We start from the raw sequence: 24,182 nt of genomic DNA, 5'->3' as shown, positions 1-24,182 counted from the left end.
TCCTACCTTGGAATGCATTTGCATGTAGGAGCTGCCGAAGGCTGCGATCTTTTTGCTTCTGTTGCGGCCCCTTCGCGAGCAGGCGTTTTTAATGGTTTAGAGGTCGTTCAGGATGTCAGCCATGTCATCGGCGTGCTCTTCTTCCTGCGCCAGAATATCTTCGAAGATACGCCGCGTAGTCGGGTCTTTCTCGCCGATGTACTGGATGATCTCGCGATAGCTGTCGATGGCGATCCGCTCGGCCACCAAGTCCTCGTAAACCATTTCTTTCAGGGTTTCCCCGGCCACGTATTGCGCGTGGGACATCTTCGACAGCATGTCGGGGTTGAACTCGGGCTCGCCGCCCAATTGCACAATGCGCTCGGCCAGGCGGTCGGCGTGCTGGGCTTCCTGGGTGGCGTGCTCGAGAAACTCTTCGGCGGCCACATGGGCTTTAACACCATTGGCCATGAAGTAGTGGCGCTTGTAACGCAATACGCAGACCAGTTCGGTGGCCAGCGATTCATTGAGCAAGCGCAGCACCTCTTCACGGTCGGCACTGTAGCCCTCGGTGACGGCACCGTTTTCGACGTGTTGGCGCGCACGGTCGCGCAAGGTTTGAACATCTGACAGATGCAGGTCGTCGCTCATTTCGATCTCCTGGAGGCTAATCCGATGGGCGCCACGTTCTGCGGACGCGGTCGCTACCTAAGCTGTGAGTCATGAGCGTTGCAAAAAGTTTTATCGGTTTACGCAACCCCTGTAGGAGCTGCCGAAGGCTGCGATCTTGGCGCCAGCCCGGACAAAACTGCCTCCCCCCGCAACCAGGCAAAAAACGCCCGCACCGGCGGATGCCGCTCGCGCCCCGGCACGCACAACGCGCTGTAGCCGGCGCCATCGACTTGAACCTCACCCTTGTACGGCAGCAACAAACCGCTGGTGACGCTCTCCGACACCAGAATATTGCTCGCCAGCACCAGCCCTTGTCCGGCGATTGCTGCTTGCAGGGCGTAGTGCTCCTCATCGTATTCGCGGACTGCCGGTTGCTGGTTCAACCAGTTTTCGTCGGCCTTGGCGCACCACGCCTCCCAGCCATGGGCATACAGTTTCGAGTTGTGCCAGCGCACGCTGATCAACGTTGGCGTGCGCCGCGCGGCCAGTGCCACTTGCTCGGGCGAGCCGTACACGCCGAACGACTCATCGAACAGGCACAGGCCATAGAGGTTCGGATAATCGTCGAGGCTATAACGCAAAACCAGATCGACACTGGCGTCCTGATGCAGATCGATGACTTCGCAGTGGGTGTCGAGGCGCACGTTGATGTTTGGATGCTGCGCATAAAAACGCCCGAGGCGCGGCACCAGCCACAGCGCCGCGAAGGCGGCGGTGGTCGATAGCGTCAGCGTGCTGGCGTTGCGCTGCGGGCGCAGAGTGTCGACGCTTTGCGCCACCTCCAGTAAGGCACCGTGCAGGCTGCGAAACAGGCGCTCGCCGCCTTCGGTCAGGCGCACTTGGCGTGGCAGGCGCTCGAACAACGCGACGCCGAGCCAGTCTTCCAGCGAACGTATCTGGTGCGATATTGCCGTAGGCGTGACCGACAGCTCTTCGGCGGCAGCCTTGAAGCTCAGCAATCGCGATGCCGATTCAAAGGCGCGCAGGGCGGTCAGCGGTAGCGAGGCGAACATTTAAAACTCCAAGGATGAAATGAATTCATCCCGACTGATTTTTGCTCATTTGAGGCCTGGGCGTGACGGCTGCAATCTGCGGCGACACAGCAATCAAAGTCTAGCCTCAAGGAGTTTCAGATGAGCAAAATTCTTGCGATCCATGCCAGCCCCCGTGGTGACCGTTCCCACTCGCGGCGCCTGGCGGAACATTTTCTCAGTGCCTGGCAGGTGCGTCATCCGCAGGCGCAGGTGACTCGCCGCGAGGTCGGGCGGGCACTGATTCCGGCGGTCAACGAAGCCTTTGTCGCCGCCGCGTTTTATCCACAGCCTGAAGCACGTCCGCTGTCGATGCAGGCCGATCTGGCCCTGAGCGATCAATTGGTCGGCGAGTTGTTCGATCACGACCTGCTGTTGATTTCTACGCCGATGTACAACTTCAGCGTGCCCAGCGGCCTCAAGGCCTGGGTCGATCAGATCGTGCGCCTGGGCCTGACCTTCGATCACACGCTGGACAATGGCGTCGCCCAGTACACGCCGCTATTGCAGGGCAAGAAGGCGCTGATCGTCACCAGTCGCGGCGGTTTCGGCTTCGGCCCCGGTGGCGAACTGGAAGCCTTGAACCACGCCGATCCATGGCTGCGCACGGCGCTGGGTTTCATCGGCATCAACGACGTCACGGTGGTCGCGGCCGAGGGCGAAGAGTCCGCCGAACGCACCTTCGCGGTGTCGGTGGCCGAGGCCGAGCAGCGTTTGCTCGACCTCGCCCGGGTGTTTTAGGTGGCCTGGCTGTTCCTGCTGATCGCCGCCGGGTTTGAAGTGACCTTCGCCATGGGCATGAAGTACGCCGAAGGTTTCACTCGGCTCTGGCCCTCGCTGATCACCGTGGTCGCAGCGATTGGCGGGATCTATTTCCTCACGTTGGCGATGCGCGAACTGCCGGTGAGCATTGCCTACCCGATCTGGACGGCGATTGGTTCTCTGGGCACGGTTTTTCTCGGTTTTGCCCTGTTCGGCGAGAGCCTGACGCTGGTCAAACTGCTGTCAGTCGGGCTGATTGTGGCGGGGGTGGTGGGCCTGAAGTAGGCTGGTGGTTGAGTTGTCATCATCAGGGAGGATGCTTGGCGGGCGTTTTGCACACCTTGCATCCACTCACCGACCACAAGGATGTTTGCCCATGTCGACGCGTTATCCACTGGTGCTGGTGCCCGGCATGCTCGGGTTTATCCGGCTGGTTCTCTATCCGTACTGGTACGGCATCATCAAAGCATTGCGCCGCAGTGGTGCGACAGTGATCGCGGTGCAGGTGTCGCCGCTCAACTCTACAGAGGTGCGCGGCGAGCAATTGCTGGCGCAGATTGATGAGATCTTGCGCGAGACCGGGGCGCAAAAGGTCAACCTGTTCGGCCACAGTCAGGGTTCGCTGACGGCGCGCTATGCGGCGGCGAAGCGGCCGGATCTGGTGGCGTCGGTCACGTCGGTGGCCGGACCGAATCATGGCTCGGAACTGGCGGACTACCTAGCGAAACATTACCCGGCGGACAGCGCCAAGGGCCGCCTGCTGGAAGCGTTGCTGCGTTTTATCGGCTGGCTGATGGCGCTGTTGGAGACCGGTTACCACGGGCCGAAACTGCCGGTGGATATTCACGCCTCGCACCAATCGCTGACCACTGAAGGCGTGGCGCTGTTCAATCAGCGTTATCCACAGGGCTTGCCTGAAACCTGGGGCGGGCACGGGCCGGAAGAGGTCAATGGCGTACGTTATTACTCGTGGTCGGGGACGTTGCAGCCGGGCAAGACCGATCGTGGCGGCAATCTGTTCGATGGGACGAATCGCAGCTGTCGCTTGTTTGCGAAAACCTTCGTGCGTGAGCCGGGGCAGTGCGACGGGATGGTCGGACGGTACAGCTCGCATCTGGGCACGGTGATTGGCGATGACTATCCGTTGGATCACTTCGACATTGTTAACCAGTCGCTGGGGCTGGTCGGCAAAGGTGCGGATCCGGTGCGGCTGTTTGTCGAGCATGCGGCGCGGCTTGCGGCTGCCGGGGTTTAACAGTCAGACCGCGTTATCGTTCTTCGCGAGCAAGCTCGCTCCCACATTCGAATGCATTCCAACAGAAGGAATGCGGTCACCTGTGGGAGCGCGAAGAGGCCGGATCAGGCAACGCTGACCCGGCGGCCCAACACGGTGGTCCAGCGCTCGGAAAGAATCACTCCGCCCAACGTCAACAACCCACCCACCAGGTGATACATCGCCAACTGCTCCTTCAACACCACCGCCGCAATCAGCGCGGTAATCAACGGCAGCAAGTTAAAGAACAACGTCGTGCGACTCGGCCCCAGACGCTGCACAGCCTGCATCCACGCCAGCGGCGCGAGCATCGATGCCAGCAGACACGCATACAGCACCAGCGGAATGTTCTGCAGTGTCAGCCCGGTCTTCGGCGAAGCGGAGTACAGCGGAAACAACACGACAATCGCCACCAGCACCTGCAGATACAGCAACACCAGCGGCGGCAGGCGCAGCTGCCATTTTTTCAGCAGGGTGCTGTAGATCGCATAGGCCAGGGTGGCGATCAACATCATCGCATCGCCCATGTTCACGCCGTGCTGCAGCAACGCGCCGAGGCTGCCGGACGACACCACCACCAGCACACCGGCAAACGACAACACAGCGCCGACCAGCGCGCCGGCGGTCAGGCGCTGCCCGAGGCTGATGATCGCCATGGCCAGCGACATCAATGGCATCAGCGACAGGATGATGCCCATGTTGGTCGCTGTGGTCAGAGTCGCAGCGAAATAGGCGAGGCTTTGATACACCGCCATGCCCAACACGCCGAGGATGAAAATCTTGCCCAGATTCGGGCGGATCTGCGGCCAGTGCGCGATCACCGCTTTGAGCATGAATGGGGTGAACAGCAAGCCGGCGAGCAGCCAGCGGTAGAACCCGATCTCGGCGGGAAAAATTGCCCCGACCGCGAGTTTGTTGATCACGGTATTGCCGGCCCAGATAAAAATCGCCAGCAGCGGAAACGCGTATTGCATGAGTTGAAACCATTACGTTGATGAAGGGCGATTATCCCTTGTCTGGATGCAAGCCTATACTGCGAACCGGACAACCTGCCTCTGAAACCGGACAGCATGAACAGCAAACATATCGATCTGCTGGATTTCAGCGAACTGCCATCGGCGGTGTACTTCCGCTACGCCGACTTCAACGCCCATGAATACGCCGCGCCGCACCGCCATCCTTGGGGCACGCTGGAGTACGCGGCGCACGGCGTGCTGCACATGGACGTCGACGGCAGCCGCTTCATGTCGCCGCCGCAATACGCGGTGTGGGTGCCGCCGCAGGTCGAGCACAGTTTCTACAGCCATCAACCGGTCAACTATCGCGCGGTGTGCCTTGATCCCAAGGTCTGTACCAATCTGCCCCGGCGTGCCTGCACACTGGCGATCAGCGACATTCTCAAGGCGATTCTCAAGGACTTCGCCGCCCGCGACGTGAAGATTCCCCAACTCGATGCCGATCAGCGACTGGCGCAGGTGTTGGTCGATCAACTGCAACAGGCCCCAGTGCATGAGTGTTATCTGCCCTACGCGAGCAGCCCGGGTTTGCTGGCGATCCTCGAAACCTTTCAGGCCGAGCCGGGCAACAATCAGCCGCTGGCGCATTGGGCGCTGCAAGTGCATGTCAGCGAACGCACGCTGGCCCGGCAATTCGTTCGGGAGCTGGGGATGAGTTTTGGTGAGTGGCGCCAGCGTCTGCGTTATCTCGCCGCGATCGAGGCGCTGGAAACTTCGCGCAGCGTGCAGGAAATCGCTTTTGATCTCGGTTACAGCAGCGGCTCGGCATTTATCGCCATGTTCGCGCGGCAGGCCGGGTGCACGCCGGAGCAGTATCGCCGTAGCCATCTGGAAGGCAGGAAGGTGTAACAGGATTTGGCTACACTCCAGCAGAGGCCGTGCCCATCGGTGCGGCGACAAGGAGAAAACTCCATGAAGATGTTGCGTGTGCCGTTGTTGATGATTGGTTTGCTCCTGTGTTCTCAGGGTTTCGCCGCCACGGCGCAACAGAACAAGATGACCACCTGCAATGCCGATGCGACCGCCAAGAGTCTGAAAGGCGATGAGCGCAAAACCTTTATGAGCACCTGCCTCAAGGCAACGCCAGCGGCCAACGATGCCAAGGCCCTGACCCCGCAGCAGCAGAAAATGAGCACCTGCAACGCCGATGCGAAAACCAAGGCGCTGACCGGCGATGCACGTAAGGCGTTCATGAGTGATTGTCTGAAGAAAAAATAACTGGATTCGGTGGGGTACCTGGTCGACGCGTCTGCTTGAGATTTGCCCTCACCCTAACCCTCTCCCAGAGGGAGAGGGGACTGACCGCAGTGTTTCAAGACATTCGTCGACCTGAAAAAACCGGACGATTATGGATTCCATGTCGCTGTTTCAGGTCACTGGATATCCAGAGCACCCCTCAAACGGTCCCCTCTCCCAGAGGGAGAAGGGAGTGACCGTGTTGTTTTCAGATATCCATCGACCTGAACTATCTGGCCGATTCTGGATTCAATACAGGACTGGCAGGTCGCCGGATTTCTTCGCCATTCCTCGATCGGTTCCCTCTCCCTCCGGGAGAGGGCTAGGGTGAGGGCTGGATCTCAAGCCGTGCAGCGAAACCCGAAACACCGCATATACCTAGTGCTCCCCCGGGAACGCTGGCAGACTGCCAATCCTTTTACGCCGTTCGTTTTGAGGCTGTATGCCAACGTTTTCTGAGCGTCATGTAGTGTTCTGGGTCAGTTGCATCATCATTTTCGGCGGTTTGCTGCTGGTGCTGCCGCTGCGCTTGTTGCCCAGTCTGTTGGCCGGTTTGCTGGTGTATGAACTGGTCAACATGCTCACTCCGCAACTGCAACGGCTGATCGAAGGCCGCCGTGCGCGCTGGCTGGCGGTGGCGTTGCTGGGGACGTTGGTCGTCAGCGTTCTGGCGCTGATCTTCGCCGGCGCGATCAGTTTTCTCCTGCACGAAGCAGAAAACCCCGGCGCTTCCCTCGATAAATTCATGGGCGTGGTCGACCGCGCGCGCGGGCAATTGCCGCCGTTCATCGACGCCTACCTGCCGGCCAGTGCTGCGGAGTTTCGCGTGGCGATCGGCGAGTGGATGAGCAAGCACTTGTCCGACCTGCAACTGGTCGGCAAAGACGCGGCGCACATGTTCGTCACGCTGCTGATCGGCATGGTCCTCGGCGCGATCATCGCCTTGCAGCGCATCCCCGACGTGACCAAACGCAAACCATTGGCCGCCGCGCTGTTCGACCGTTTGCACCTGCTGGTGCAGGCGTTTCGCAACATCGTCTTCGCGCAGATCAAGATTTCCCTGCTCAACACGTTCTTCACCGGGATCTTCCTCGCGGTGATCCTGCCGATGTTCGGCATCAAACTGCCGCTGACCAAGACTCTGATCGTGCTGACCTTCCTGCTCGGCCTGTTGCCGGTGATCGGCAACCTGATGTCGAACACGCTGATCACCATCGTCGGCCTGTCACTGTCGATCTGGGTGGCGATTGCCGCGCTGGGTTATCTGATCTTTATCCACAAGCTCGAGTACTTCCTCAACGCGCGCATCGTTGGCGGGCAGATCAGTGCCAAGTCGTGGGAGTTGCTGCTGGCGATGCTGGTGTTCGAGGCCGCATTCGGCTTGCCGGGGGTGGTGGCGGGGCCGATTTATTATGCGTACCTGAAGAGTGAGTTGAAGCTGGGAGGAATGGTTTAACAGCAGCTTCGAGTTGCAAGCTTCAAGCTACAAGTAAAAGCCGAAGCGAGAGCCGCAGTGGCTTTTGCTTTTGCTCTTACTTGCCGCTTGCCGCTTGCAGCTTAAAGCTTGCAGCTGCCGTTAAACGCCATAGCGTTTGCGGGCTTCAATCGCCAATCCGCTACCAATGCTGCCAAAGATATTCCCTTCGACATGCCGCGCATTCGGCAGCATCGCCGAAACGCTGTTGCGCAGCGCCGGAATCCCGCTCGAACCGCCGGTGAAGAACACCGTATCGACCTGATCCACCGCCACACCGGCATCGTTCAACAGCTGCGTAACACTGCCGCGCACCCGCTCCAGCAGTGCATCAATCGCCGATTCAAACAGCGCTCGGGTCAGCTCAACACTCAAACCGGCTTCGATCCGGTCCAGCGGCACATGGCGGCTGTCGGTATGGGTCAGCTGAATCTTGGTTTCTTCGACTTCCATCGCCAGCCAGTGCCCGGCGCGCTGTTCGATCAACTTGAACAGGCGATCGATGCCGCCAGTGTCTTCGATGTCGTAGCGCATGCTGCCCAGCGCCAGGCTGGATTTCTGCGAATACACCGAGTTGATGGTGTGCCAGGTCGCCAGGTTCATGTGGTGGCTGGTCGGCATGTAGGCGCCGCTCTTCATCCGGCTGCCGTAGCCGAACAGCGGCATCAGGCCTTGCAGGCTCAACTGTTTGTCGAAGTCGGTCCCGCCGATGTGCACGCCGCCGGTGGCGAGGATGTCATCGTGACGGTTATCGAAACCGCGACGCTCCGGCGACAGGCGCACCAGCGAGAAGTCGGAGGTACCACCGCCGATGTCGACGATCAGCACCAGCTCTTCTTTCTCGATGGTCGACTCGTAGTCGAAAGCTGCCGCAATCGGTTCGTACTGGAAGGAGACTTCCTTGAAGCCGATCTTCTTAGCTACGTCGACCAAGGTGTCTTCGGCTTCCTGGTCAGCCAGCGGATCGTCATCGACGAAGAACACCGGACGGCCGAGCACCACTTGTTCGAATTCCCGACCGGCGGCGGTTTCCGCACGGTTCTTCAACTGGCCGATGAACAGGCCGAGCAAGTCCTTGAACGGCATTGCCGTGCCGAGCACGCTGGTGTCGTGCTTGATCAGCTTGGAACCGAGCAGGCTCTTCAACGAGCGCATCAGCCGGCCTTCGTAGCCTTCCAGGTACTCGTGCAGGGCCAGACGACCGTACACCGGGCGGCGTTCCTCGATGTTGAAGAAGACCACCGACGGCAGGGTGATCTTGTCGTCTTCCAGCGCGATCATCGTGTCCATGCCGGGGCGCAGCCAGCCGACGGTGGAGTTGGACGTGCCGAAGTCGATGCCGCAGGCACGGGCTGGAGAGGCGTCTTTCATGTCTTTCGGTTCCGGTCAAAAAAACGGCCGCGCAGTGTATGTCAGTGCGCGCCAGATTCGAAGGCCGGTCATCTGCTATTTCACGACTAAACTGCCTTGAAACCTCAAGCTTTGCCCCAAACTTGCTGGCATGGGCCGGCAGAACCACCGGCGGTCGCAAGAACCGCCGTCCACTGCCGATAAACTTCTGCTGCGCCACCCGGTCACAACCTTGAGATCGGTCAACCCGGCACGCGCGAATCGGCGCATGCTGGCATCGGCGCGAAATCGATAACGGATGGTGATTCCTTCGATGGACTTCAAAGACTATTACAAGATACTCGGCGTGGAGCCGACAGCAGACGACAAGGCAATCAAGGCTGCCTATCGCAAGCTGGCGCGCAAATACCACCCCGATGTCAGCAAGGAAAAGGACGCCGAGGCCAAGTTCAAAGACGCCTCGGAAGCCTATGAAGCGCTGAAAAGCGCCGACAAACGCGCCGAATATGACGAGCTGCGCCGTTATGGCCAGCACGGTCAGCCGTTCCAGGGGCCACCGGGCTGGCAGAGCCGTGGCGGCTTTGGCGGTGGCGGTGGCGGTGGCGACACCGGCGACTTCTCGGACTTCTTCAGTTCGATCTTCGGCAATCGCGGCCCCGGTTTCGGTGGCGGTGAAGGTCGGCAGCAACGCAGTGCAGGGCGCCGAGGGCAAGACGTGGAAATGGAAATGCCGATCTTCCTTGAGGAGACGCTGGCGAACGAATCGAAGAAAGTCACCTTCCAGGTGCCGCAATACAACGCCAACGGCCAGCACGTCAGCAATACCAGCAAAAGCCTGAACGTGAAGATCCCGGCGGGCGTGACCGACGGCGAGCGCATCCGCCTCAAAGGCCAGGGCGCACCGGGCGTCGGTGGCGGGGCGAATGGCGATCTGTACCTGACCATTCGTTTTGCGCCGCACCCGAAATTCGATGTCGAAGGCGAAAACCTGATCATCACCTTGCCGCTGGCGCCTTGGGAACTGGCGCTGGGTGCTGAAGTAGCGGTGCCGACCCTGACCGGCAAGATCAACCTCAAGGTCCCGGCCGGCAGCCAGAATGGCCAGCGCATGCGCGCCAAAGGTCATGGCCTGAAAAACAAGGCCGGCGAGCGCGGTTATCTGTTCGTGCAACTCAAAGCCGTGATGCCGAAAACCTCCGACGACGAGGTCAAGGCGCTGTGGCAGGAACTGGCAAAGAAAGCCGCGTTCAATCCGCGAGAGAACTTCTGAATTCGACGACGGAGTAGCCCATCATGAGCAGCCCCCTGATCGTTCAACTGGACCTGGCAGAATTCTGTGAGGCGGCCGATTTGTCGGACGTCTACGTGATCGAAATCGTCGAGCACGGCATCCTCGAACCTCAGGGCGCGCAGCCCCGGGAGTGGCGCTTCACCGATTACGAATTGGCCTTGGCCAAACGGGCGGTGAAGTTGCGTCGTGATCTGGAGCTGGAGTGGGAAGGCGTTGCGCTGGCGCTGGATCTGCTGGAAGAAGTCCGCGAGCTTCGTGCCGAGAACCGCATGTTGCGGCAACGGTTGGGGCGGTTGGTAGTTGAGTAGATAGCCTGATGTTTTCCGGTTGGTTGATCGGGCCTCTTCGCGAGCAGGAATACGCATTCCAATGTGGGAGCGAGCTTGCTCGCGAAGAATGATAACGCGGTATCGCTGACTACACCCTCTTGGGCAAGACCACGCTGAACCGTGTGCCGTCGGTCTCATTCGAGCTGACTTCAATCGTCCCGCCATGGGCGTTGACCACTTCCCTGACGATAAACAATCCCAACCCCAGGCTGGTCGAAGGCTGCCCCGGTTCTTCATCGGCGCTGCGCACCAACGGGTCGAAAATAGTCCCCAGCGTCTCTTCCGGAATCGGTGTGCCGAAGTTGTGCACCGACAGGCACACCGCGTCCGCTTCCTCCTGCAACGTCAACGTTACCTGCTGTGTGTTCGAGCCATGCTGCAACGCATTGCCGATCAGGTTCTGCAGCAATTGATCGATACGCCCCGCGTCCCACACACCTCGCGTATCGCCGTGAACGTGCAGCACCGGCGAGCAATGCGGGTTGCCGGCGCAGGCTTCGGCAATCGCCGCCTGCGCCGCCTCGGCCAGATCCATCGGGGCTGGCTCGATCGGCAGGCTTTTACCGAGACGACTGCGCACCAGCTCCAGCAAATCACTGATCATTGCCGCCATGTGCCCGACGCTGCGTTTGATGTTGTGAGCGCACATCAGCGCTTCGCCCTCGAGCGTGGATTTGCGCAGCAACAGGTCGTTGGACATGCCCACCGCCTGCAACGGTGCGCGCAGGTCATGGCCGAGTATCGCCAGGAATATATCCCGTGAACGGTTGACCTGTTCAGCGTAGGCCGCCGTCGACTCGGCGAGCGCTTCATCAATGGCTTCATTGAAGCGGATCATGTCCTGAAAGCAGGCCATGTCCGGTGATTCAAGACTGTCGACCCAGCGCCGAATCACACAGGCACGCAAGTGACGAAATTCCGAGGTCATCTGGACCAGGTCGAAACCGACAGTGTGGCGCAGCTCGCCATGACTGGCGCCGGCCTGGTCCAGACTCGGGGTCATTTCCGGACCTTCACCCTTGGCTTTGGCCGCTTGCTCCTGCGCTGTCTGTGGTTTGCTCATGTCTCGTGCGGCGGCCAGCAAGATAGCTTTGGCGTGGTCACGCAGTGCAGTGGCGTCCAGATAATCGGCAGCGGGGGTAATGGTGGCTGCAAATTCCTCCCAGTCATCGACGATACAGTCCACGTGCTGCCTGATGAATTCGGATAGACGCATGGCCGGTTCCTTTCTGGAGAGTCTCGCGATACTAGTCTCTTTGCCCGACGGTAAAAACTACCGTTCAGGGGTGTGTCTTGCAGACTGGATGGCGAGTTCGTTCCTGCTGACTTTCCTGCTTGTGAAATTCGCTAATCAGTTAGCCGGGTACGCGGCTATTAACAATATTCCGGTTTTTAATTTCTTTTGCCAACTGCATAGTCTGGTCGGGCCTGTGGTGGAGAAATGGAACTCTCCCTTCAGGGCACCATGCAAAAAAGTTACAGATTCAGGTTTCGGATAAGCAAAAGGGCAATGTCGCCCTTAACGTTCAAGGATGAAAACCATGCCGCTAAAGCCGCCTTCCAAGGGTGCCGTCACCAGTGATGTGCACACACGCGCGACACCCACGCCCGATGGGCATACGTCGCCTGGGCAAGCGCCACCACGTACCGATTTCGGCCCTGCCACCGCCACGCCTTCGCGATCATCTTCTGCGCCGGGCGGATCCGCGCTGACTCTTGACACGGATGCCACGTCGTCCACGCCCTCGGTTGCAGTGCGACAAATCCCATCTTCCTCAAGCACGTTGACCAGGGCGGATCAACGGCCGTGGGCGGATTATCTGAGCAACGCCCCGATCGGGCTTCTGCGGCCGGCCGAGGCGCCGGGGCTGTGGACATTGAAGGGCCGTCGGTATGCCAAAGTACCTGACGGCGTGGTACAGGTGGGGGAGGACCCTCTAACGGGACAATTACGGGCCAAGCTGGCCAGTCAACTGAATCCCAAAGGCCCCGTGCTCGTTTGGGATCCCGACGTGCATCTCTGGCACCCGCTGGAGGAATCCGGGTCGCCGATCCTGCGCTCCAACCGCCGCAAGAGCTCTGTGGAAACACCGCTGTCCGACGACGAATTCGAGATGGCTCTGGAGTTCTTGCCGGACCGGTCGCAAACCGTGGATGACGTGTTTGAAATGGCCTCCGAATCGATGCCGATCCAGCCGTATACCGCGCAGGAACTCAGCTTCATGAGGCAAGAGGTACGCTATACATCGTTGAGTAATCAACGAGGTTCCTACAATCGCGCCAACAACGGCAAGTACCCGCTCAGGGACAGTCTCGGCAGGCCCGTGCGTATCCGCACATTGCAGAGCAAAGTTACCTTTGACTCGGGAGAAACCTACACCTCAGAGCAAATCAAGCCGTATATAAAGTTTGAAGGTTATGAAACGGTTGCCAGACTCTATGAGGAAAAGCTGCAACTGCGCCAATTTACCGAAGCAGACGTGCAGGTGCCGGGTGAACGAGCGCTGATCGGTCAGTCGATGGTGGTGGCGAACAGACGGATCGCCAAAGGTGAGGTCGTCGGCGTCTATGGTGGGACCATTCGATCAGGGCGGTTCCTGCTCCCCGCCGAGCAAGTGTTTTCGATGACCATTGGCATGGATGTGGTCCTCAGGTCAGGTCAACTCGGCCCTGGCCCGATCGCCGTCGTGGGAGACAACATCATTTCCAGGATCAATACCCACTTTATTTATGACGATACCGGCAAACCCCTGCGGCAAGCGCCGGACGGCTACAACATCAACCTGATAGGGTTTAAGGTCGAGGCTGATCTGCCGAACAGTGACGGTGTCACCCGCAAGACTTACTTGTTGAATAGCGCATTTGCGCTTGAAGACATTCCTGCCGGCACCGAACTGCGCTGGAACTATAACTACAGTGACGAAGACATCGGCCTGCTTTTCTCATGACGAGAAGCTGTTCGGTGCAATACGGGCAGCATTGCCCGTATTGGTAAACGTCGCCGTTAGAACAGAAAATACCGTTGCGCCATCGGCAACACATCAGCCGGCTCACACCAGAGCAGAACACCGTCCGCCTTGACCTGGTACGTCTGTGGATCAACATCGATGTCCGGCAGATAGTCGTTGTGGATCAGGTCGGTTTTCTGCACGTCACGGCAACCTTTGACCACGGCAATTTTCTTCTTCAACCCCAACGCTTCCGGTAAACCTGCCTCCTGCGCAGCCTGACTGATAAAGGTCAGACTGGTGGCGTGCAACGAGCCGCCGTAACTGGCAAACATCGGCCGGTAATGTACCGGTTGCGGCGTTGGGATCGAGGCGTTGGCGTCGCCCATCAGGCTCGCGGCAATCGCGCCGCCCTTGAGAATCAGCGTCGGTTTCACGCCAAAGAAAGCCGGGCGCCACAGCACCAGATCCGCCCATTTCCCCACTTCCACCGAACCGACTTCATGGCTGATGCCATGGGTGATCGCCGGATTGATCGTGTATTTGGCGATGTAGCGTTTGGCGCGGAAATTGTCGTTGCCTGCGCCGTCCTGCGGCAGCGGGCCGCGCTGTTTTTTCATCTTGTCGGCGGTCTGCCAGGTGCGCGTGATGACTTCGCCGACGCGGCCCATGGCCTGGCTGTCGGAGCTGATCATCGAGAACGCGCCGAGGTCATGCAGAATGTCTTCGGCGGCAATCGTTTCGCGGCGGATACGGCTCTCGGCGAACGCGACGTCTTCGGCAATGCTCGGGTCGAGGTGGTGGCAGACCATCAGCATGTCGAGGTGTTCGTCGATGGTGTTGCGGGTGAACGGCCGGGTCGGGTTGGTCGAACTCGGCAATACGTTGGGGAAGCCGCAAGCCTTGATGATGTCCGGTGCGTGGCCGCCACCGGCACCTTCGGTGTGATAGGTGTGAATGGTGCGGCCCTTGAACGCGCCGAGGGTGGTTTCGACAAAACCGGATTCGTTGAGGGTGTCGGTGTGGATCGCCACCTGCACGTCGAACTGATCGGCGACGCTCAGGCAGTTGTCGATGCTTGCCGGGGTGGTGCCCCAGTCTTCGTGCAGCTTGAGGCCGATGGCGCCGGCCTTGACCTGTTCGATCAGCGGCTCCGGCAGGCTGGCGTTGCCTTTGCCGGTGAGGCCGATGTTCATCGGGAAGGCGTCGGCGGCCTGAAGCATGCGCGCCAGGTGCCAAGGGCCGGAGGTACAAGTGGTGGCGTTGGTGCCGGTGGCTGGGCCGGTGCCGCCGCCGATCATGGTGGTGACGCCGCTCATCAGCGCTTCTTCGATCTGCTGTGGGCAGATGAAGTGGATATGGGTGTCGATGCCGCCGGCGGTGAGAATCATGCCTTCACCGGCGATCACTTCGGTGCCGGCGCCGATGGCGATGGTGACGTCGGGCTGCACGTCGGGGTTGCCGGCTTTGCCGATCGCCGCGATGCGGCCGTCCTTGAGGCCGACGTCGGCTTTGACGATGCCCCAGTGGTCGATGATCAGCGCGTTGGTGATCAACGTGTCGACGACTTCGGCCGCCAGCAATTGGCTTTGGCCCTGGCCGTCGCGGATGACTTTGCCGCCACCGAACTTCACTTCTTCGCCGTAGGTGGTGAAGTCTTGTTCGACTTCGATCCACAGCTCGGTGTCGGCCAGGCGCACCTTGTCGCCGACGGTGGGGCCGAACATGTCGGCGTAGGCTTGTCTGGAGATTTTCATGCAGCGTCCTTCAGGAAAATAGTGGTGAGCCATTGACCCTCACCCTAGCCCTCTCCCAGAGGGAGAGGGGACTGTACGCGGTGAGGCTGCTATCGGTGATCAGCTCCGGCGAGGGACTGTTCGCGGTGTGGCGGCTATCGGTGATCAGCTCCGGCGAGGGGGCTGTTCACGGTGGGGCGGCTATCGGTGATCAGCTCCGCAGAGGGGACTGTTCACGCTGGGTCGGCTATCGGTGATCGGCTCCCTCTCCCTCGGGAGAGGGCTGGGGTGAGGGGCAGCGGTGCACGCCGATGTCAGAGCTCCCCCATGATCCGTCCGGCAAACCCGAACACCCGCCGATGCCCGGCATAATCCACAAGCTCAACCTCACGACTCTGTCCCGGTTCGAAGCGCACCGCGGTGCCGGCCGGAATATTCAGGCGCATGCCCCGGCTCGCCGCGCGATCAAAGGTCAACGCGTCGTTGGTTTCGAAAAAGTGATAGTGCGAACCGACCTGAATCGGCCGGTCGCCGCTGTTGGCGACTTTCAGGCTGACGGTGCGGCGGCCGACGTTGAGTTCGATGTCGCCGGGCTGGATCTGGTACTCGCCAGGAATCATCACTGGGCTCCTTGCAGAATCTTGTAATAGAGGGCGGTTGGCCGATAAGTGCCGGTCGGGTCGCAGGCGTAATCAGGAATCTGGCCCGCGCGGGTGTAACCCAGGGCCTTGTAGAAATCTTCGGCGGGGGAGCCGGCCTCGGTGTCGAGGTACAGCATGCCGCGCTTGTGTTTGGGCGCTTCGAGTTCCAGCGCACTCATCAATTGCTGGCCGAGGCCGCGCCGCCGTGCGTGTTCGCGCACCAGCAGTTTCTGCACCTCGGCACGATTGAGGCCGTTGGCCTTCTGGCACAGGCCCAACTGCACACTGGCCAGCACCTGCTCGTCCTTGACCACCACCCAGAGCAGCACGCTGCCCTTGTTGACGTTGTCCTGCACCTCATCGAAATAGGCGCGCGCCTGAGCCGCATCGAGGTCGGCCATGAAGCCGACACTGGCGCCGTAACCGACCGCATCAAGCAGCAGATCAATCAGGCCCTGACGGTAGTGGGCAAAACTTTCAGCATTGACGCGGCGCAGTTGGGCGGCGTTCATCGGTGTCACTCCTTGTTGGCGTCAGGCGGCTCCGCGCCGGGGTTGAGGGTCAGTTGCATAAACGTCAGGTCGAGCCAGCGACCGAACTTGGTACCGACTTGCGGCATCTGCCCGGTGATGCTGAAACCGGCGCGTTCGTGCAGGCGAATCGAGGCGGCATTGCCGCTTTCAATGGCGGCCACCATGACGTGCTTGCCGCAGGTCTTCGCCCGTTCGATCAGCACGCTCATCAGTTGTGGGCCGAGGCCGTTGCCACGCTGGTCGCTGCGCACGTAGACCGAGTGCTCGACGGTGTGGCGAAAACCGTCGAACGGCCGCCAGTCACCGAACGAAGCGTAGCCGAGTACGCTGTTGTCGCCGTCGACGATCACCAGAATCGGATAAGCCTGGGCCTGACGGGCGCTGAACCACGCCTGACGGTTGCCGAGGTCGACGGCTTGTTCATTCCAGATCGCCGTGGTGTTGAGTACGGCATCGTTGTAGATGTCGCGGATCGCCGGCAGATCGGCGTGAATGGCATCGCGAATGGAGTAAGTCATGGCGCGGCCTCAGACGATCGGTTGGTGGACGGTGACCAGTTTGGTGCCGTCGGGGAACGTCGCTTCGACCTGGATCTCCGGGATCATTTCCGGGATGCCTTCCATCACTTGTTCGCGGCTGAGCAGGGTGGTACCGAAGTGCATCAGCTCGGCCACGGTCTGGCCGTCACGCGCGCCTTCGAGCAGCGCTGCGGAGATATAGGCCATGGCTTCCGGGTAATTGAGTTTCACACCGCGGGCCAGACGCCGCTCGGCGACGAGGCCGGCGGTGAAGATCAGCAGCTTGTCTTTTTCGCGTGGGGTCAGGTCCATTGTGGGGTTCCGTCAGGGCAGATTTGTGAGGTTGTTGCGGTGAGCGCGGTGCCAGTTGGAACCACCCCTCACCCTAGCCCTCTCCCGGAGGGAGAGGGGACTGATCGCGGTTGATTGTCAGGGCCGTGTCAGTCAGCAAAATTCGTTGAGATAGCAAAATTTCGTTCATTGAGTTCGGTCAGGCTCCCTCTCCCTCCGGGAGAGGGCGGGGGGTGAGGGTGGGCCTTCAAGTACTCCAGATTCGTGGTGGTCGGGCTTCTCGTCCTAGCAGGGCGGGTCTTAGCAATCGCCATAAATCGATGAGCCAGCCACGAGCCAACAGCGCTTCACTGGCCAGGCATCGGGCGACCAGCAAACCCGGTAACTGGGTCAGATCCCCGCGTACTTGGTGATTCAGCGAGCGGCAGCGCTCCAGCAGCTCGGCTTCGATTTCCCCGGTAACCAGCAGCGTCGCAAACACCGGATTGCCATCCAGGCCAATCGGCGAATCAAGCAAACCGTCGTCGCCGACAACGCGCTGGCGCTCATGCCAGAGCAATCGACCATCGCGGCGAATATCCAGCTGCGCCTGAAAATGCCCACGGTCAAAACGCTCGCCACTGGCCGGGCGACCCAGCGCCACCACGTCCCAGTAGAACAGCCGGGCGTCGCTCTCCAGGTCAATCGAGGTGGTCAGTTCGGCCTGAGCGGCGCTGTAGACGATGGTCTCTTGCGGCAACCATTCCAGTGTCGCCCCGGCAGCAATGTGCAGGTCGAGCTTCTGATAAGCAGGTCCCCCGGCGCGATACCATTTGGCTGCGCCTGGGCTGGTGATCTGCGCCCACGCGCCGTGTTCGACGCGGGCGCTGATGTCCAGTCGATCACCGCCGGCAATCCCGCCGGGCGGGTGGACGATGATGTGCTGGCAGACCTCGGGGCCTTCGGCGTACAGGTGCTTTTGCACCCGCAGCGGGCCGAGGTGCCGACGCAGGACCGGGCGCGTGCAGTCGCCGAAACGGGCGTAGGCGAGTTCCAGCTCGGCGTGCCAGCTCGGGGTAAACAGGGCAGGTGCAACAGTCGAATTCATGGTGTGTAATTATCGTTAGGAAGCTACAGATTAGTTCGTTGTACTAGATCGTTACCAGCCCGCGTACACCTTCGGCCTCCATATTTTCACCGCGACCCTGCTGGACGATTTCGCCCCGGGACATCACCAGATACTGATCGGCCAGTTCCGCGGCGAAATCGTAGAACTGCTCGACCAGCAGAATCGCCATATCACCGCGCGCCGCGAGCTTCTTGATCACTGCGCCGATCTCCTTGATCACCGAAGGTTGAATGCCTTCGGTGGGTTCGTCGAGGATCAGCAAGCGCGGACGGCTGGCCAGTGCGCGGCCAATCGCAAGCTGTTGCTGCTGACCGCCGGAGAGGTCACCGCCGCGACGCTGCTTCATTTGTAGCAGCACCGGGAACAATTCGTAGATGAAACTTGGGACTTCTTTGGCTTCACTGCCGGGAAACCGCGACAGACCCATCAACAGATTTTCTTCCACGGTCAGGCGTCCGAAGATCTCGCGGCCCTGTGGCACGTAAGCGATCCCGGCGTGTACGCGCTGGTGCGGCTTGAACGTGGTGATCGGTTTGCCTTCCCAATTCACCACGCCTTCCTTGGCCGGCAAAAGGCCCATCAGGCATTTGAGCAGGGTGGTTTTGCCGACGCCGTTACGGCCGAGCAGGCAGGTGACTTCGCCGACCTTCACGTCGAAAGACAGGCCACGCAGGATGTGGCTACCGCCGTAGTACTGATGCAGCTTGTCGACTTGCAGCATGTTCAAATTCTCCCCGGTGATCGTTCCCACGCTCTGCGTGGGAACGATCTGAGTCTTCAGCGGCCGAGATAAACCTCGATCACGCGCTCGTTTTCCTGCACTTGCTCAAGCGAGCCTTCCGCCAGCACGCTGCCTTGGTGCAACACAGTGACGTGGTCGGCGATCGAACCGACAAACCCCATGTCATGCTCCACCACCATCAGCGAATGCTTGCCCGCCAGGCTCTTGAACAACTCGGCAGTGAACTCGGTTTCCGCATCCGTCATCCCCGCCACCGGCTCATCGAGCAGCAACAATTGCGGGTCCTGCATCAGCAACATGCCGATCTCGAGAAATTGCTTTTGACCGTGGGAGAGCAACCCCGCCTGACGATTGACCGAGGTAGTCAGGCGAATCGTCTCCAGCACTTCGCTGATCCGGTCCTTCTGTTCGCCACTCAAACGCGCCCGCAAACTGGCCCACACCGACTTGTCGGTTTTCTGTGCCAGTTCAAGGTTTTCAAACACGCTCAGCGCTTCGAACACCGTTGGCTTCTGAAACTTGCGGCCTATACCGGCCTGGGCGATTTGCACTTCGCTCATTTGCGTCAGGTCCAGCGTTTCGCCGAACCAGGCCTTGCCGTGGCTTGGCCGGGTCTTGCCGGTGATCACGTCCATCAGCGTGGTTTTACCTGCACCGTTGGGGCCGATGATGCAGCGCAACTCACCGACACCGATGTACAGATTGAGATTGTTCAGCGCCCGGAAGCCGTCGAAGCTGACGCTGATGTCTTCCAGGGTGAGGATCGTGCCGTGACGGGTATTCAGCCCCGGGCCGACCCGCTGGCCGAGGCCGATCGAATCGCGGCTGGTGCCGGCGTCCTTGTTCGGTTCGACGGGAAAGAAGGCCGGTTCCAGCATGAATTCAGCGCTCGCCGTGACTCTCATTGTTCACCTCGTTTCTTCAGCAGACCGATCACGCCTTTGGGCAAGTACAGCGTCACGACGATGAACAACGCGCCGAGGAAGAACAGCCAGTATTCGGGGAAAGCCACGGTGAACCAGCTCTTCATGCCGTTGACCACACCGGCGCCGAGCAGCGGGCCGATCAGCGTGCCGCGACCGCCGAGGGCAACCCACACCGCCGCTTCAATCGAGTTGGTCGGCGACATTTCGCTCGGGTTGATGATGCCGACTTGCGGCACATACAACGCCCCGGCCAGGCCACACAACACTGCACTCAACACCCACACGAAGAGCTTGAAACCGCGCGGGTCGTAGCCGCAGAACATCAAGCGGTTTTCCGCATCACGCAGCGCCGTCAGCACACGGCCGAACTTGCTTTGCGCCAGACGCCAGCCGATGAACAGACTCGCCACCAGCAATAACACCGTGGCCAGAAACAACACCGCGCGGGTGCCCGGTTCGGTGATGCCGAAACCGAGGATCGTGCGGAAATTGGTAAAGCCGTTGTTGCCGCCGAAGCCGGTTTCGTTGCGGAAAAACAGGAGCATGCCGGCGAAGGTCAGGGCCTGGGTCATGATCGAGAAATACACGCCCTTGATCCGCGAGCGGAAGGCGAAAAATCCGAACACCAGCGCCAGCAACCCCGGCGCCAACACCACCAGACACATCGCCCAGAGGAAGCTGCTGGTGCCGGTCCAGTACCACGGCAATTCGCTCCACGACAGGAAGGTCATGAACGCCGGCAAGCCATCGCCAGCGGCCTGACGCATCAGGTACATGCCCATCGCATAACCGCCGAGGGCGAAGAACAGACCGTGGCCCAGCGACAGCAAACCGGCGTAACCCCAGACCAGATCCAGCGCGAGGGCGACGATGGCGTAGCAGAGGATTTTGCCGACCAGCGTCAGCGTGTACGCCGACACCGACAGGGCATTTTCCGCTGGCAACAACGACAGCAGCGGCAGGGCGATCAGCAGCGCAAGAATCACCGCGCCAACGGCGATCGTGACTTTCGGGCCGGCCTTTTGTGTGGCCGTGACTAACAGAGGCTGGTTCATCAGTCGATCACCCGTCCTTTCAGTGCGAAGAGGCCTTGCGGACGCTTCTGGATAAACAGAATGATCAGCGCGAGGATCAGGATCTTGCCGAGCACCGCACCGATCTGCGGTTCGAGAATCTTGTTGGCGATGCCCAGGCCGAAGGCCGCGAGCACGCTACCGGCCAACTGGCCGACGCCGCCGAGCACCACGACGAGGAACGAGTCGATGATGTAGCTCTGGCCGAGATCCGGGCCGACGTTGCCGATCTGGCTCAGCGCCACACCACCGAGGCCGGCAATGCCCGAGCCGAGGCCGAAGGCGAGCATGTCGACGCGCCCGGTCGGCACGCCGCAGCAGGCGGCCATGTTGCGGTTCTGGGTGACGGCGCGAACGTTGAGGCCGAGGCGGGTTTTGTTCAGCAGCAGCCAGGTCAACACCACCACGAACAGGGCGAAAGCGATGATGACGATGCGGTTGTACGGCAGCACCAGATTCGGCAGCACTTGAATGCCGCCGGACAGCCACGCCGGGTTGGCCACTTCAACGTTCTGCGCGCCGAACAACAAACGGACAAGCTGAATCAGCATCAGGCTGATGCCCCAGGTGGCGAGCAAGGTTTCCAGTGGTCGGCCGTAGAGGTGACGAATCACCGTGCGCTCTAGCGCCATGCCAATCGCCGCTGTGACGAAGAACGCCACCGGCAGCGCGATCAACGGATAAAACTCGATCGCTTGCGGTGCGTAGCGCTGGAACATCAACTGCACCACGTACGTCGAGTAGGCACCGAGCATCAGCATCTCGCCGTGGGCCATGTTGATCACGCCGAGCAGGCCGAAGGTGATCGCCAGACCGAGTGCGGCGAGCAGCAGAATCGAACCAAGCGACATGCCGCTGAACGCCTGACCGAGCACTTCGCCGATCAGCAGTTTGCGTTTGACTTGGGCGAGGCTGGTTTCGGCGGCGGTGCGTACGCCGGCATCGCTCTCGACGCCGGGTTCGAGCAGGCCTTCGAGGCGCGTGCGCGCCAAAGGATCGCCGGTTTCGCCGAGCAGGCGTACTGCGGCAAGACGCACGGCCGGATCGGTATCGACCAGTTGCAGGTTGGCCAGCGCCAGGCTCAGGGCGGCGTGGACGCCTTCATCTTTTTCGCCAGCCAGTTGCTGGTCGAGGAATTTCAGCTGCGCGGGTTTCGCGCTTTTCTGCAATTGCTGCGCGGCAGTCAGACGGATTTTGGCGTCGGCGGCGAGCAATTGGTGGCTGGCCATGGCGGTGTCGATCAGACCCCGTAGGCGATTGTTCAGGCGCAGGGTTTTCGGTTGGCCATCGATGGTCAGTTCGCCTTGTTGCAGGGCGTTGATCAGTTCGATACGCGCCGGATCGGGCTGCGCGGCCCAGGTTTCCAGCAGTTTGGCTTGCTGCACAGGATTGGCCGCGACGAAGTCTTCGGCATCGCCGGCATGGGCCAGCATTGGCAGCAAGAGTGCGATGGCTATGAGAAAGCGGTGTATGGCAGTGGGCATTAGTGGAGTTTCCTTTCTTGCGGTGGCCGATGGAGCGGTGTCCGGCTGTGAATCCGCCCCTCACCCTAACCCTCTCCCAAAGGGAGAGGGGACTGACCGAGTTGTCAGGTCTCCAGCACCGACCTGACATTCCTGCGTCGAACTCAAGTTCTGAAAGCCATAGAGATCTGCTCCCTTCCCCCTCGCCCCCCTTGGGGGAGAGGGTTGGGGTGAGGGGGAAAAGATCTTCGCCCCAGCCCAAAACCCAAGTCAGACTCAGTTGCTCTTCACCGCATAATCCGGCTTCTTGTCGTTGCCCTGAATGAACGGGCTCCACGGCTGCGCACGGATCGGCCCTTCGGTCTGCCACACCACGTTGAACTGACCATCGGCCTGAATTTCGCCGATCATCACCGGTTTGTGCAGGTGGTGATTGGTTTTGTCCATGGTCAGGGTGTAACCCGACGGCGCCGCAAAGGTCTGCCCGGCGAGGGCTTCACGGACTTTGTCGACGTCGGTGGATTTGGCTTTCTCAACGGCCTGCGCCCACATGTGGATACCGACGTAGGTGGCTTCCATCGGGTCGTTGGTCACGGCTTTATCCGCGCCCGGCAGGTTGTGTTTCTTCGCGTAGGCTTTCCAGTCAGCGACGAATTTCTTGTTCTGCGGGTTCTCTACCGACTCGAAGTAGTTCCACGCCGCAAGGTTGCCCACCAGCGGTTTGGTATCGATGCCGCGCAGTTCCTCTTCGCCGACCGAGAACGCCACAACCGGCACGTCGGTGGCCTTCAGGCCCTGGTTGGCCAGCTCTTTATAGAACGGCACGTTGGAGTCGCCATTGACTGTCGAGATGACGGCAGTCTTGCCACCGGCGGAGAATTTTTTGATGTTGGCAACAATGGTCTGATAGTCGCTATGACCGAACGGTGTGTAGACCTCTTCGATGTCCTTGTCGGCCACGCCTTTGGAATGCAGGAACGAGCGCAGGATCTTGTTGGTGGTGCGCGGGTAGACATAGTCGGTGCCGAGCAGGAAGTAGCGTTTGGCGCTGCCGCCTTCTTCGCTCATCAAATATTCAACCGCCGGGATCGCTTGCTGATTAGGCGCGGCGCCGGTGTAGAAGACGTTCGGCGACATCTCTTCGCCTTCGTATTGCACCGGGTAGAACAGCAGACCGTTAAGCTCTTCAAACACCGGCAACACCGATTTACGCGACACCGACGTCCAGCAGCCGAACACCACGGCGACCTTGTCCTGAGTCAGCAACTGCCGGCCCTTTTCGGCGAACAGCGGCCAGTTCGACGCCGGGTCGACCACCACCGGCTCAAGCATCTTGCCGTTCACACCGCCCTTGGCGTTGATCTCGTCGATGGTCATCAGCGCCATGTCTTTGAGCGACGTTTCGGAGATCGCCATGGTGCCGGACAACGAATGCAGAATCCCGACCTTGATGGTCTCGGCAGCCTGGACAGTCCAGGTCATGCCCATCGCGGCAATGGATGCCGTGAGTGTGAAAGCCTTGATCAAACTGCGACGCTTCATTGTGCGATCTCCATGAACGTTTGAAGTTTTTTTGGTTGGCAGATGCGGACGACTGAAGGGTGTTTTGCAAGGGCTGTGCCCGGTCGGGTTTGGGCAGGAAAATGTCGTGTTAGAGCGCTTGCGCTGCTGAGCTCTGCACCATGAAGGGACGCACATGAGGCGTTGGTGCAGGCGGTCGCGCCAGAATGGGGCGCGAACAATCCGTGTAGGAGCTGCCGCAGGCTGCGATCTTTTGATGTTGTTTTTCA

The 24,182-nt window shown here is 60.3% G+C and carries 26 protein-coding genes; 10 read left to right on the top strand and 16 right to left on the bottom strand.

Going from position 1 to position 24,182, the window contains the following annotated elements:
* Positions 1-96: 96 nt before the first annotated feature.
* Complete coding sequence (locus ACW9IR_RS21620; protein ID WP_016985396.1) at positions 97-630, bottom strand: ferritin-like domain-containing protein; 534 nt, start codon at positions 628-630, stop codon at positions 97-99.
* 98 nt (positions 631-728) lie between these two features.
* Positions 729-1,664 carry a LysR substrate-binding domain-containing protein gene (locus ACW9IR_RS21615; RefSeq protein ID WP_102899427.1) on the bottom strand — a complete coding sequence of 312 codons (936 nt, stop codon included), beginning with the start codon at positions 1,662-1,664 and terminating at the stop codon, positions 729-731.
* Positions 1,665-1,784: 120 nt separating this feature from the next.
* Between ACW9IR_RS21615 and ACW9IR_RS21610 the strand changes: the two genes are divergently transcribed.
* The 3 genes from ACW9IR_RS21610 to ACW9IR_RS21600 all read left to right on the top strand — a co-directional run bounded on the left by ACW9IR_RS21610 (position 1,785) and on the right by ACW9IR_RS21600 (position 3,699).
* Positions 1,785-2,423, top strand: a complete 639-nt coding sequence (locus ACW9IR_RS21610; protein ID WP_102899426.1) for an FMN-dependent NADH-azoreductase — start codon at positions 1,785-1,787, stop codon at positions 2,421-2,423.
* Positions 2,424-2,729: a DMT family transporter gene (locus tag ACW9IR_RS21605; protein WP_102899425.1), complete on the top strand. Its 306-nt coding sequence runs from the start codon at positions 2,424-2,426 to the stop codon at positions 2,727-2,729.
* Positions 2,730-2,820: 91 nt separating this feature from the next.
* The gene (locus ACW9IR_RS21600; protein WP_102899424.1) at positions 2,821-3,699 is read left to right on the top strand and encodes an esterase/lipase family protein; all 879 of its coding nucleotides are present in this window, start codon (positions 2,821-2,823) and stop codon (positions 3,697-3,699) included.
* 104 nt (positions 3,700-3,803) lie between these two features.
* Here ACW9IR_RS21600 and ACW9IR_RS21595 read toward each other — a convergent pair whose 3' ends face one another.
* Positions 3,804-4,691, bottom strand: coding sequence for a DMT family transporter (locus ACW9IR_RS21595; RefSeq protein ID WP_102899423.1), 888 nt, complete (start codon positions 4,689-4,691; stop codon positions 3,804-3,806).
* Positions 4,692-4,787: 96 nt separating this feature from the next.
* Between ACW9IR_RS21595 and ACW9IR_RS21590 the strand changes: the two genes are divergently transcribed.
* From ACW9IR_RS21590 to ACW9IR_RS21580, 3 genes are all read left to right on the top strand, one after another.
* A complete protein-coding gene (locus ACW9IR_RS21590) occupies positions 4,788-5,582 on the top strand; it encodes an AraC family transcriptional regulator (RefSeq protein WP_457465089.1) in 795 nt (264 codons plus the stop codon).
* A 63-nt stretch (positions 5,583-5,645) separates the two neighbouring features.
* The gene (locus tag ACW9IR_RS21585; RefSeq protein WP_102899421.1) at positions 5,646-5,951 is read left to right on the top strand and encodes a PsiF family protein; all 306 of its coding nucleotides are present in this window, start codon (positions 5,646-5,648) and stop codon (positions 5,949-5,951) included.
* A gap of 460 nt (positions 5,952-6,411) precedes the next feature.
* Entirely contained in the window at positions 6,412-7,425 is a 1,014-nt protein-coding gene (locus tag ACW9IR_RS21580; RefSeq protein WP_064388695.1) for an AI-2E family transporter, read from the top strand.
* A 120-nt stretch (positions 7,426-7,545) separates the two neighbouring features.
* On the opposite strand, the gene ACW9IR_RS21575 is transcribed toward ACW9IR_RS21580, so the two are convergent.
* Positions 7,546-8,814 (bottom strand): Hsp70 family protein, encoded by a 1,269-nt coding sequence (locus ACW9IR_RS21575; protein WP_457465088.1) that lies wholly within the window; start codon positions 8,812-8,814, stop codon positions 7,546-7,548.
* A 292-nt stretch (positions 8,815-9,106) separates the two neighbouring features.
* Between ACW9IR_RS21575 and ACW9IR_RS21570 the strand changes: the two genes are divergently transcribed.
* Positions 9,107-10,063 (top strand): DnaJ C-terminal domain-containing protein, encoded by a 957-nt coding sequence (locus tag ACW9IR_RS21570; protein ID WP_457465087.1) that lies wholly within the window; start codon positions 9,107-9,109, stop codon positions 10,061-10,063.
* 23 nt (positions 10,064-10,086) lie between these two features.
* On the top strand, positions 10,087-10,392 hold the full coding sequence (locus ACW9IR_RS21565; RefSeq protein WP_102899419.1) for a chaperone modulator CbpM: 306 nt from the start codon (positions 10,087-10,089) through the stop codon (positions 10,390-10,392).
* A gap of 109 nt (positions 10,393-10,501) precedes the next feature.
* On the opposite strand, the gene ACW9IR_RS21560 is transcribed toward ACW9IR_RS21565, so the two are convergent.
* Positions 10,502-11,629, bottom strand: coding sequence for a sensor histidine kinase (locus tag ACW9IR_RS21560; protein ID WP_457465086.1), 1,128 nt, complete (start codon positions 11,627-11,629; stop codon positions 10,502-10,504).
* Between ACW9IR_RS21560 and ACW9IR_RS21555 the strand changes: the two genes are divergently transcribed.
* Complete coding sequence (locus ACW9IR_RS21555; RefSeq protein WP_457465085.1) at positions 11,628-11,912, top strand: hypothetical protein; 285 nt, start codon at positions 11,628-11,630, stop codon at positions 11,910-11,912. The genes ACW9IR_RS21560 and ACW9IR_RS21555 overlap by 2 nt on opposite strands.
* A 42-nt stretch (positions 11,913-11,954) precedes the next feature.
* The gene (locus tag ACW9IR_RS21550) at positions 11,955-13,361 is read left to right on the top strand and encodes a hypothetical protein (protein ID WP_457465084.1); all 1,407 of its coding nucleotides are present in this window, start codon (positions 11,955-11,957) and stop codon (positions 13,359-13,361) included.
* Between the two features lie 56 nt (positions 13,362-13,417).
* On the opposite strand, the gene ureC is transcribed toward ACW9IR_RS21550, so the two are convergent.
* The 11 genes from ureC to urtA form a co-directional block, all read right to left on the bottom strand.
* A complete protein-coding gene (gene ureC, locus ACW9IR_RS21545; protein WP_457465083.1) occupies positions 13,418-15,118 on the bottom strand; it encodes an urease subunit alpha in 1,701 nt (566 codons plus the stop codon).
* Between the two features lie 293 nt (positions 15,119-15,411).
* Entirely contained in the window at positions 15,412-15,717 is a 306-nt protein-coding gene (locus ACW9IR_RS21540; protein WP_102899414.1) for an urease subunit beta, read from the bottom strand.
* Positions 15,717-16,250: a GNAT family N-acetyltransferase gene (locus ACW9IR_RS21535; RefSeq protein ID WP_110719598.1), complete on the bottom strand. Its 534-nt coding sequence runs from the start codon at positions 16,248-16,250 to the stop codon at positions 15,717-15,719. Before ACW9IR_RS21535 ends, ACW9IR_RS21540 begins: the two co-directional genes overlap by 1 nt.
* Before the next feature lie 5 nt (positions 16,251-16,255).
* The gene (locus tag ACW9IR_RS21530; protein WP_457465082.1) at positions 16,256-16,789 is read right to left on the bottom strand and encodes an N-acetyltransferase family protein; all 534 of its coding nucleotides are present in this window, start codon (positions 16,787-16,789) and stop codon (positions 16,256-16,258) included.
* Positions 16,790-16,798: 9 nt separating this feature from the next.
* The gene (ureA, locus tag ACW9IR_RS21525; RefSeq protein WP_007915951.1) at positions 16,799-17,101 is read right to left on the bottom strand and encodes an urease subunit gamma; all 303 of its coding nucleotides are present in this window, start codon (positions 17,099-17,101) and stop codon (positions 16,799-16,801) included.
* Positions 17,102-17,327: 226 nt separating this feature from the next.
* Positions 17,328-18,167, bottom strand: a complete 840-nt coding sequence (locus ACW9IR_RS21520) for an urease accessory protein UreD (protein ID WP_457465081.1) — start codon at positions 18,165-18,167, stop codon at positions 17,328-17,330.
* 43 nt (positions 18,168-18,210) lie between these two features.
* A complete protein-coding gene (gene urtE, locus ACW9IR_RS21515; RefSeq protein ID WP_007918914.1) occupies positions 18,211-18,909 on the bottom strand; it encodes an urea ABC transporter ATP-binding subunit UrtE in 699 nt (232 codons plus the stop codon).
* Between the two features lie 56 nt (positions 18,910-18,965).
* Positions 18,966-19,835 carry an urea ABC transporter ATP-binding protein UrtD gene (gene urtD / locus ACW9IR_RS21510; protein ID WP_102899411.1) on the bottom strand — a complete coding sequence of 290 codons (870 nt, stop codon included), beginning with the start codon at positions 19,833-19,835 and terminating at the stop codon, positions 18,966-18,968.
* Positions 19,832-20,911 (bottom strand): urea ABC transporter permease subunit UrtC, encoded by a 1,080-nt coding sequence (gene urtC / locus ACW9IR_RS21505; protein WP_110719601.1) that lies wholly within the window; start codon positions 20,909-20,911, stop codon positions 19,832-19,834. Before urtC ends, urtD begins: the two co-directional genes overlap by 4 nt.
* On the bottom strand, positions 20,911-22,413 hold the full coding sequence (urtB, locus tag ACW9IR_RS21500) for an urea ABC transporter permease subunit UrtB (protein WP_102899409.1): 1,503 nt from the start codon (positions 22,411-22,413) through the stop codon (positions 20,911-20,913). Before urtB ends, urtC begins: the two co-directional genes overlap by 1 nt.
* A 255-nt stretch (positions 22,414-22,668) precedes the next feature.
* Positions 22,669-23,934 carry an urea ABC transporter substrate-binding protein gene (urtA, locus tag ACW9IR_RS21495; protein ID WP_007914554.1) on the bottom strand — a complete coding sequence of 422 codons (1,266 nt, stop codon included), beginning with the start codon at positions 23,932-23,934 and terminating at the stop codon, positions 22,669-22,671.
* Positions 23,935-24,182 lie beyond the last annotated feature (248 nt).

The organism is Pseudomonas sp. SDT291_1_S447 (assembly GCF_054070155.1).
This window is presented reverse-complemented; position numbering and strand designations above follow the sequence as displayed.

Excerpts from the sequence above, each read along its gene's own strand:
- ACW9IR_RS21620 (WP_016985396.1), bottom strand. The coding sequence starts at position 630 with ATGAGCGACGACCTGCATCTGTCAGATGTTCAAACCTTGCGCGACCGT.
- ACW9IR_RS21615 (WP_102899427.1), bottom strand. The coding sequence starts at position 1,664 with ATGTTCGCCTCGCTACCGCTGACCGCCCTGCGCGCCTTTGAATCGGCA.
- ACW9IR_RS21610 (WP_102899426.1), top strand. The coding sequence starts at position 1,785 with ATGAGCAAAATTCTTGCGATCCATGCCAGCCCCCGTGGTGACCGTTCC.
- ACW9IR_RS21600 (WP_102899424.1), top strand. The coding sequence starts at position 2,821 with ATGTCGACGCGTTATCCACTGGTGCTGGTGCCCGGCATGCTCGGGTTT.
- ACW9IR_RS21595 (WP_102899423.1), bottom strand. The coding sequence starts at position 4,691 with ATGCAATACGCGTTTCCGCTGCTGGCGATTTTTATCTGGGCCGGCAAT.
- ACW9IR_RS21590 (WP_457465089.1), top strand. The coding sequence starts at position 4,788 with ATGAACAGCAAACATATCGATCTGCTGGATTTCAGCGAACTGCCATCG.
- ACW9IR_RS21585 (WP_102899421.1), top strand. The coding sequence starts at position 5,646 with ATGAAGATGTTGCGTGTGCCGTTGTTGATGATTGGTTTGCTCCTGTGT.
- ACW9IR_RS21580 (WP_064388695.1), top strand. The coding sequence starts at position 6,412 with ATGCCAACGTTTTCTGAGCGTCATGTAGTGTTCTGGGTCAGTTGCATC.
- ACW9IR_RS21575 (WP_457465088.1), bottom strand. The coding sequence starts at position 8,814 with ATGAAAGACGCCTCTCCAGCCCGTGCCTGCGGCATCGACTTCGGCACG.
- ACW9IR_RS21570 (WP_457465087.1), top strand. The coding sequence starts at position 9,107 with ATGGACTTCAAAGACTATTACAAGATACTCGGCGTGGAGCCGACAGCA.
- ACW9IR_RS21565 (WP_102899419.1), top strand. The coding sequence starts at position 10,087 with ATGAGCAGCCCCCTGATCGTTCAACTGGACCTGGCAGAATTCTGTGAG.
- ACW9IR_RS21555 (WP_457465085.1), top strand. The coding sequence starts at position 11,628 with ATGGCCGGTTCCTTTCTGGAGAGTCTCGCGATACTAGTCTCTTTGCCC.
- ACW9IR_RS21560 (WP_457465086.1), bottom strand. The coding sequence starts at position 11,629 with ATGCGTCTATCCGAATTCATCAGGCAGCACGTGGACTGTATCGTCGAT.
- ACW9IR_RS21550 (WP_457465084.1), top strand. The coding sequence starts at position 11,955 with ATGCCGCTAAAGCCGCCTTCCAAGGGTGCCGTCACCAGTGATGTGCAC.
- ureC (WP_457465083.1), bottom strand. The coding sequence starts at position 15,118 with ATGAAAATCTCCAGACAAGCCTACGCCGACATGTTCGGCCCCACCGTC.
- ACW9IR_RS21540 (WP_102899414.1), bottom strand. The coding sequence starts at position 15,717 with ATGATTCCTGGCGAGTACCAGATCCAGCCCGGCGACATCGAACTCAAC.
- ACW9IR_RS21535 (WP_110719598.1), bottom strand. The coding sequence starts at position 16,250 with ATGAACGCCGCCCAACTGCGCCGCGTCAATGCTGAAAGTTTTGCCCAC.
- ACW9IR_RS21530 (WP_457465082.1), bottom strand. The coding sequence starts at position 16,789 with ATGACTTACTCCATTCGCGATGCCATTCACGCCGATCTGCCGGCGATC.
- ureA (WP_007915951.1), bottom strand. The coding sequence starts at position 17,101 with ATGGACCTGACCCCACGCGAAAAAGACAAGCTGCTGATCTTCACCGCC.
- ACW9IR_RS21520 (WP_457465081.1), bottom strand. The coding sequence starts at position 18,167 with ATGAATTCGACTGTTGCACCTGCCCTGTTTACCCCGAGCTGGCACGCC.
- urtE (WP_007918914.1), bottom strand. The coding sequence starts at position 18,909 with ATGCTGCAAGTCGACAAGCTGCATCAGTACTACGGCGGTAGCCACATC.
- urtD (WP_102899411.1), bottom strand. The coding sequence starts at position 19,835 with ATGAGAGTCACGGCGAGCGCTGAATTCATGCTGGAACCGGCCTTCTTT.
- urtC (WP_110719601.1), bottom strand. The coding sequence starts at position 20,911 with ATGAACCAGCCTCTGTTAGTCACGGCCACACAAAAGGCCGGCCCGAAA.
- urtB (WP_102899409.1), bottom strand. The coding sequence starts at position 22,413 with ATGCCCACTGCCATACACCGCTTTCTCATAGCCATCGCACTCTTGCTG.
- urtA (WP_007914554.1), bottom strand. The coding sequence starts at position 23,934 with ATGAAGCGTCGCAGTTTGATCAAGGCTTTCACACTCACGGCATCCATT.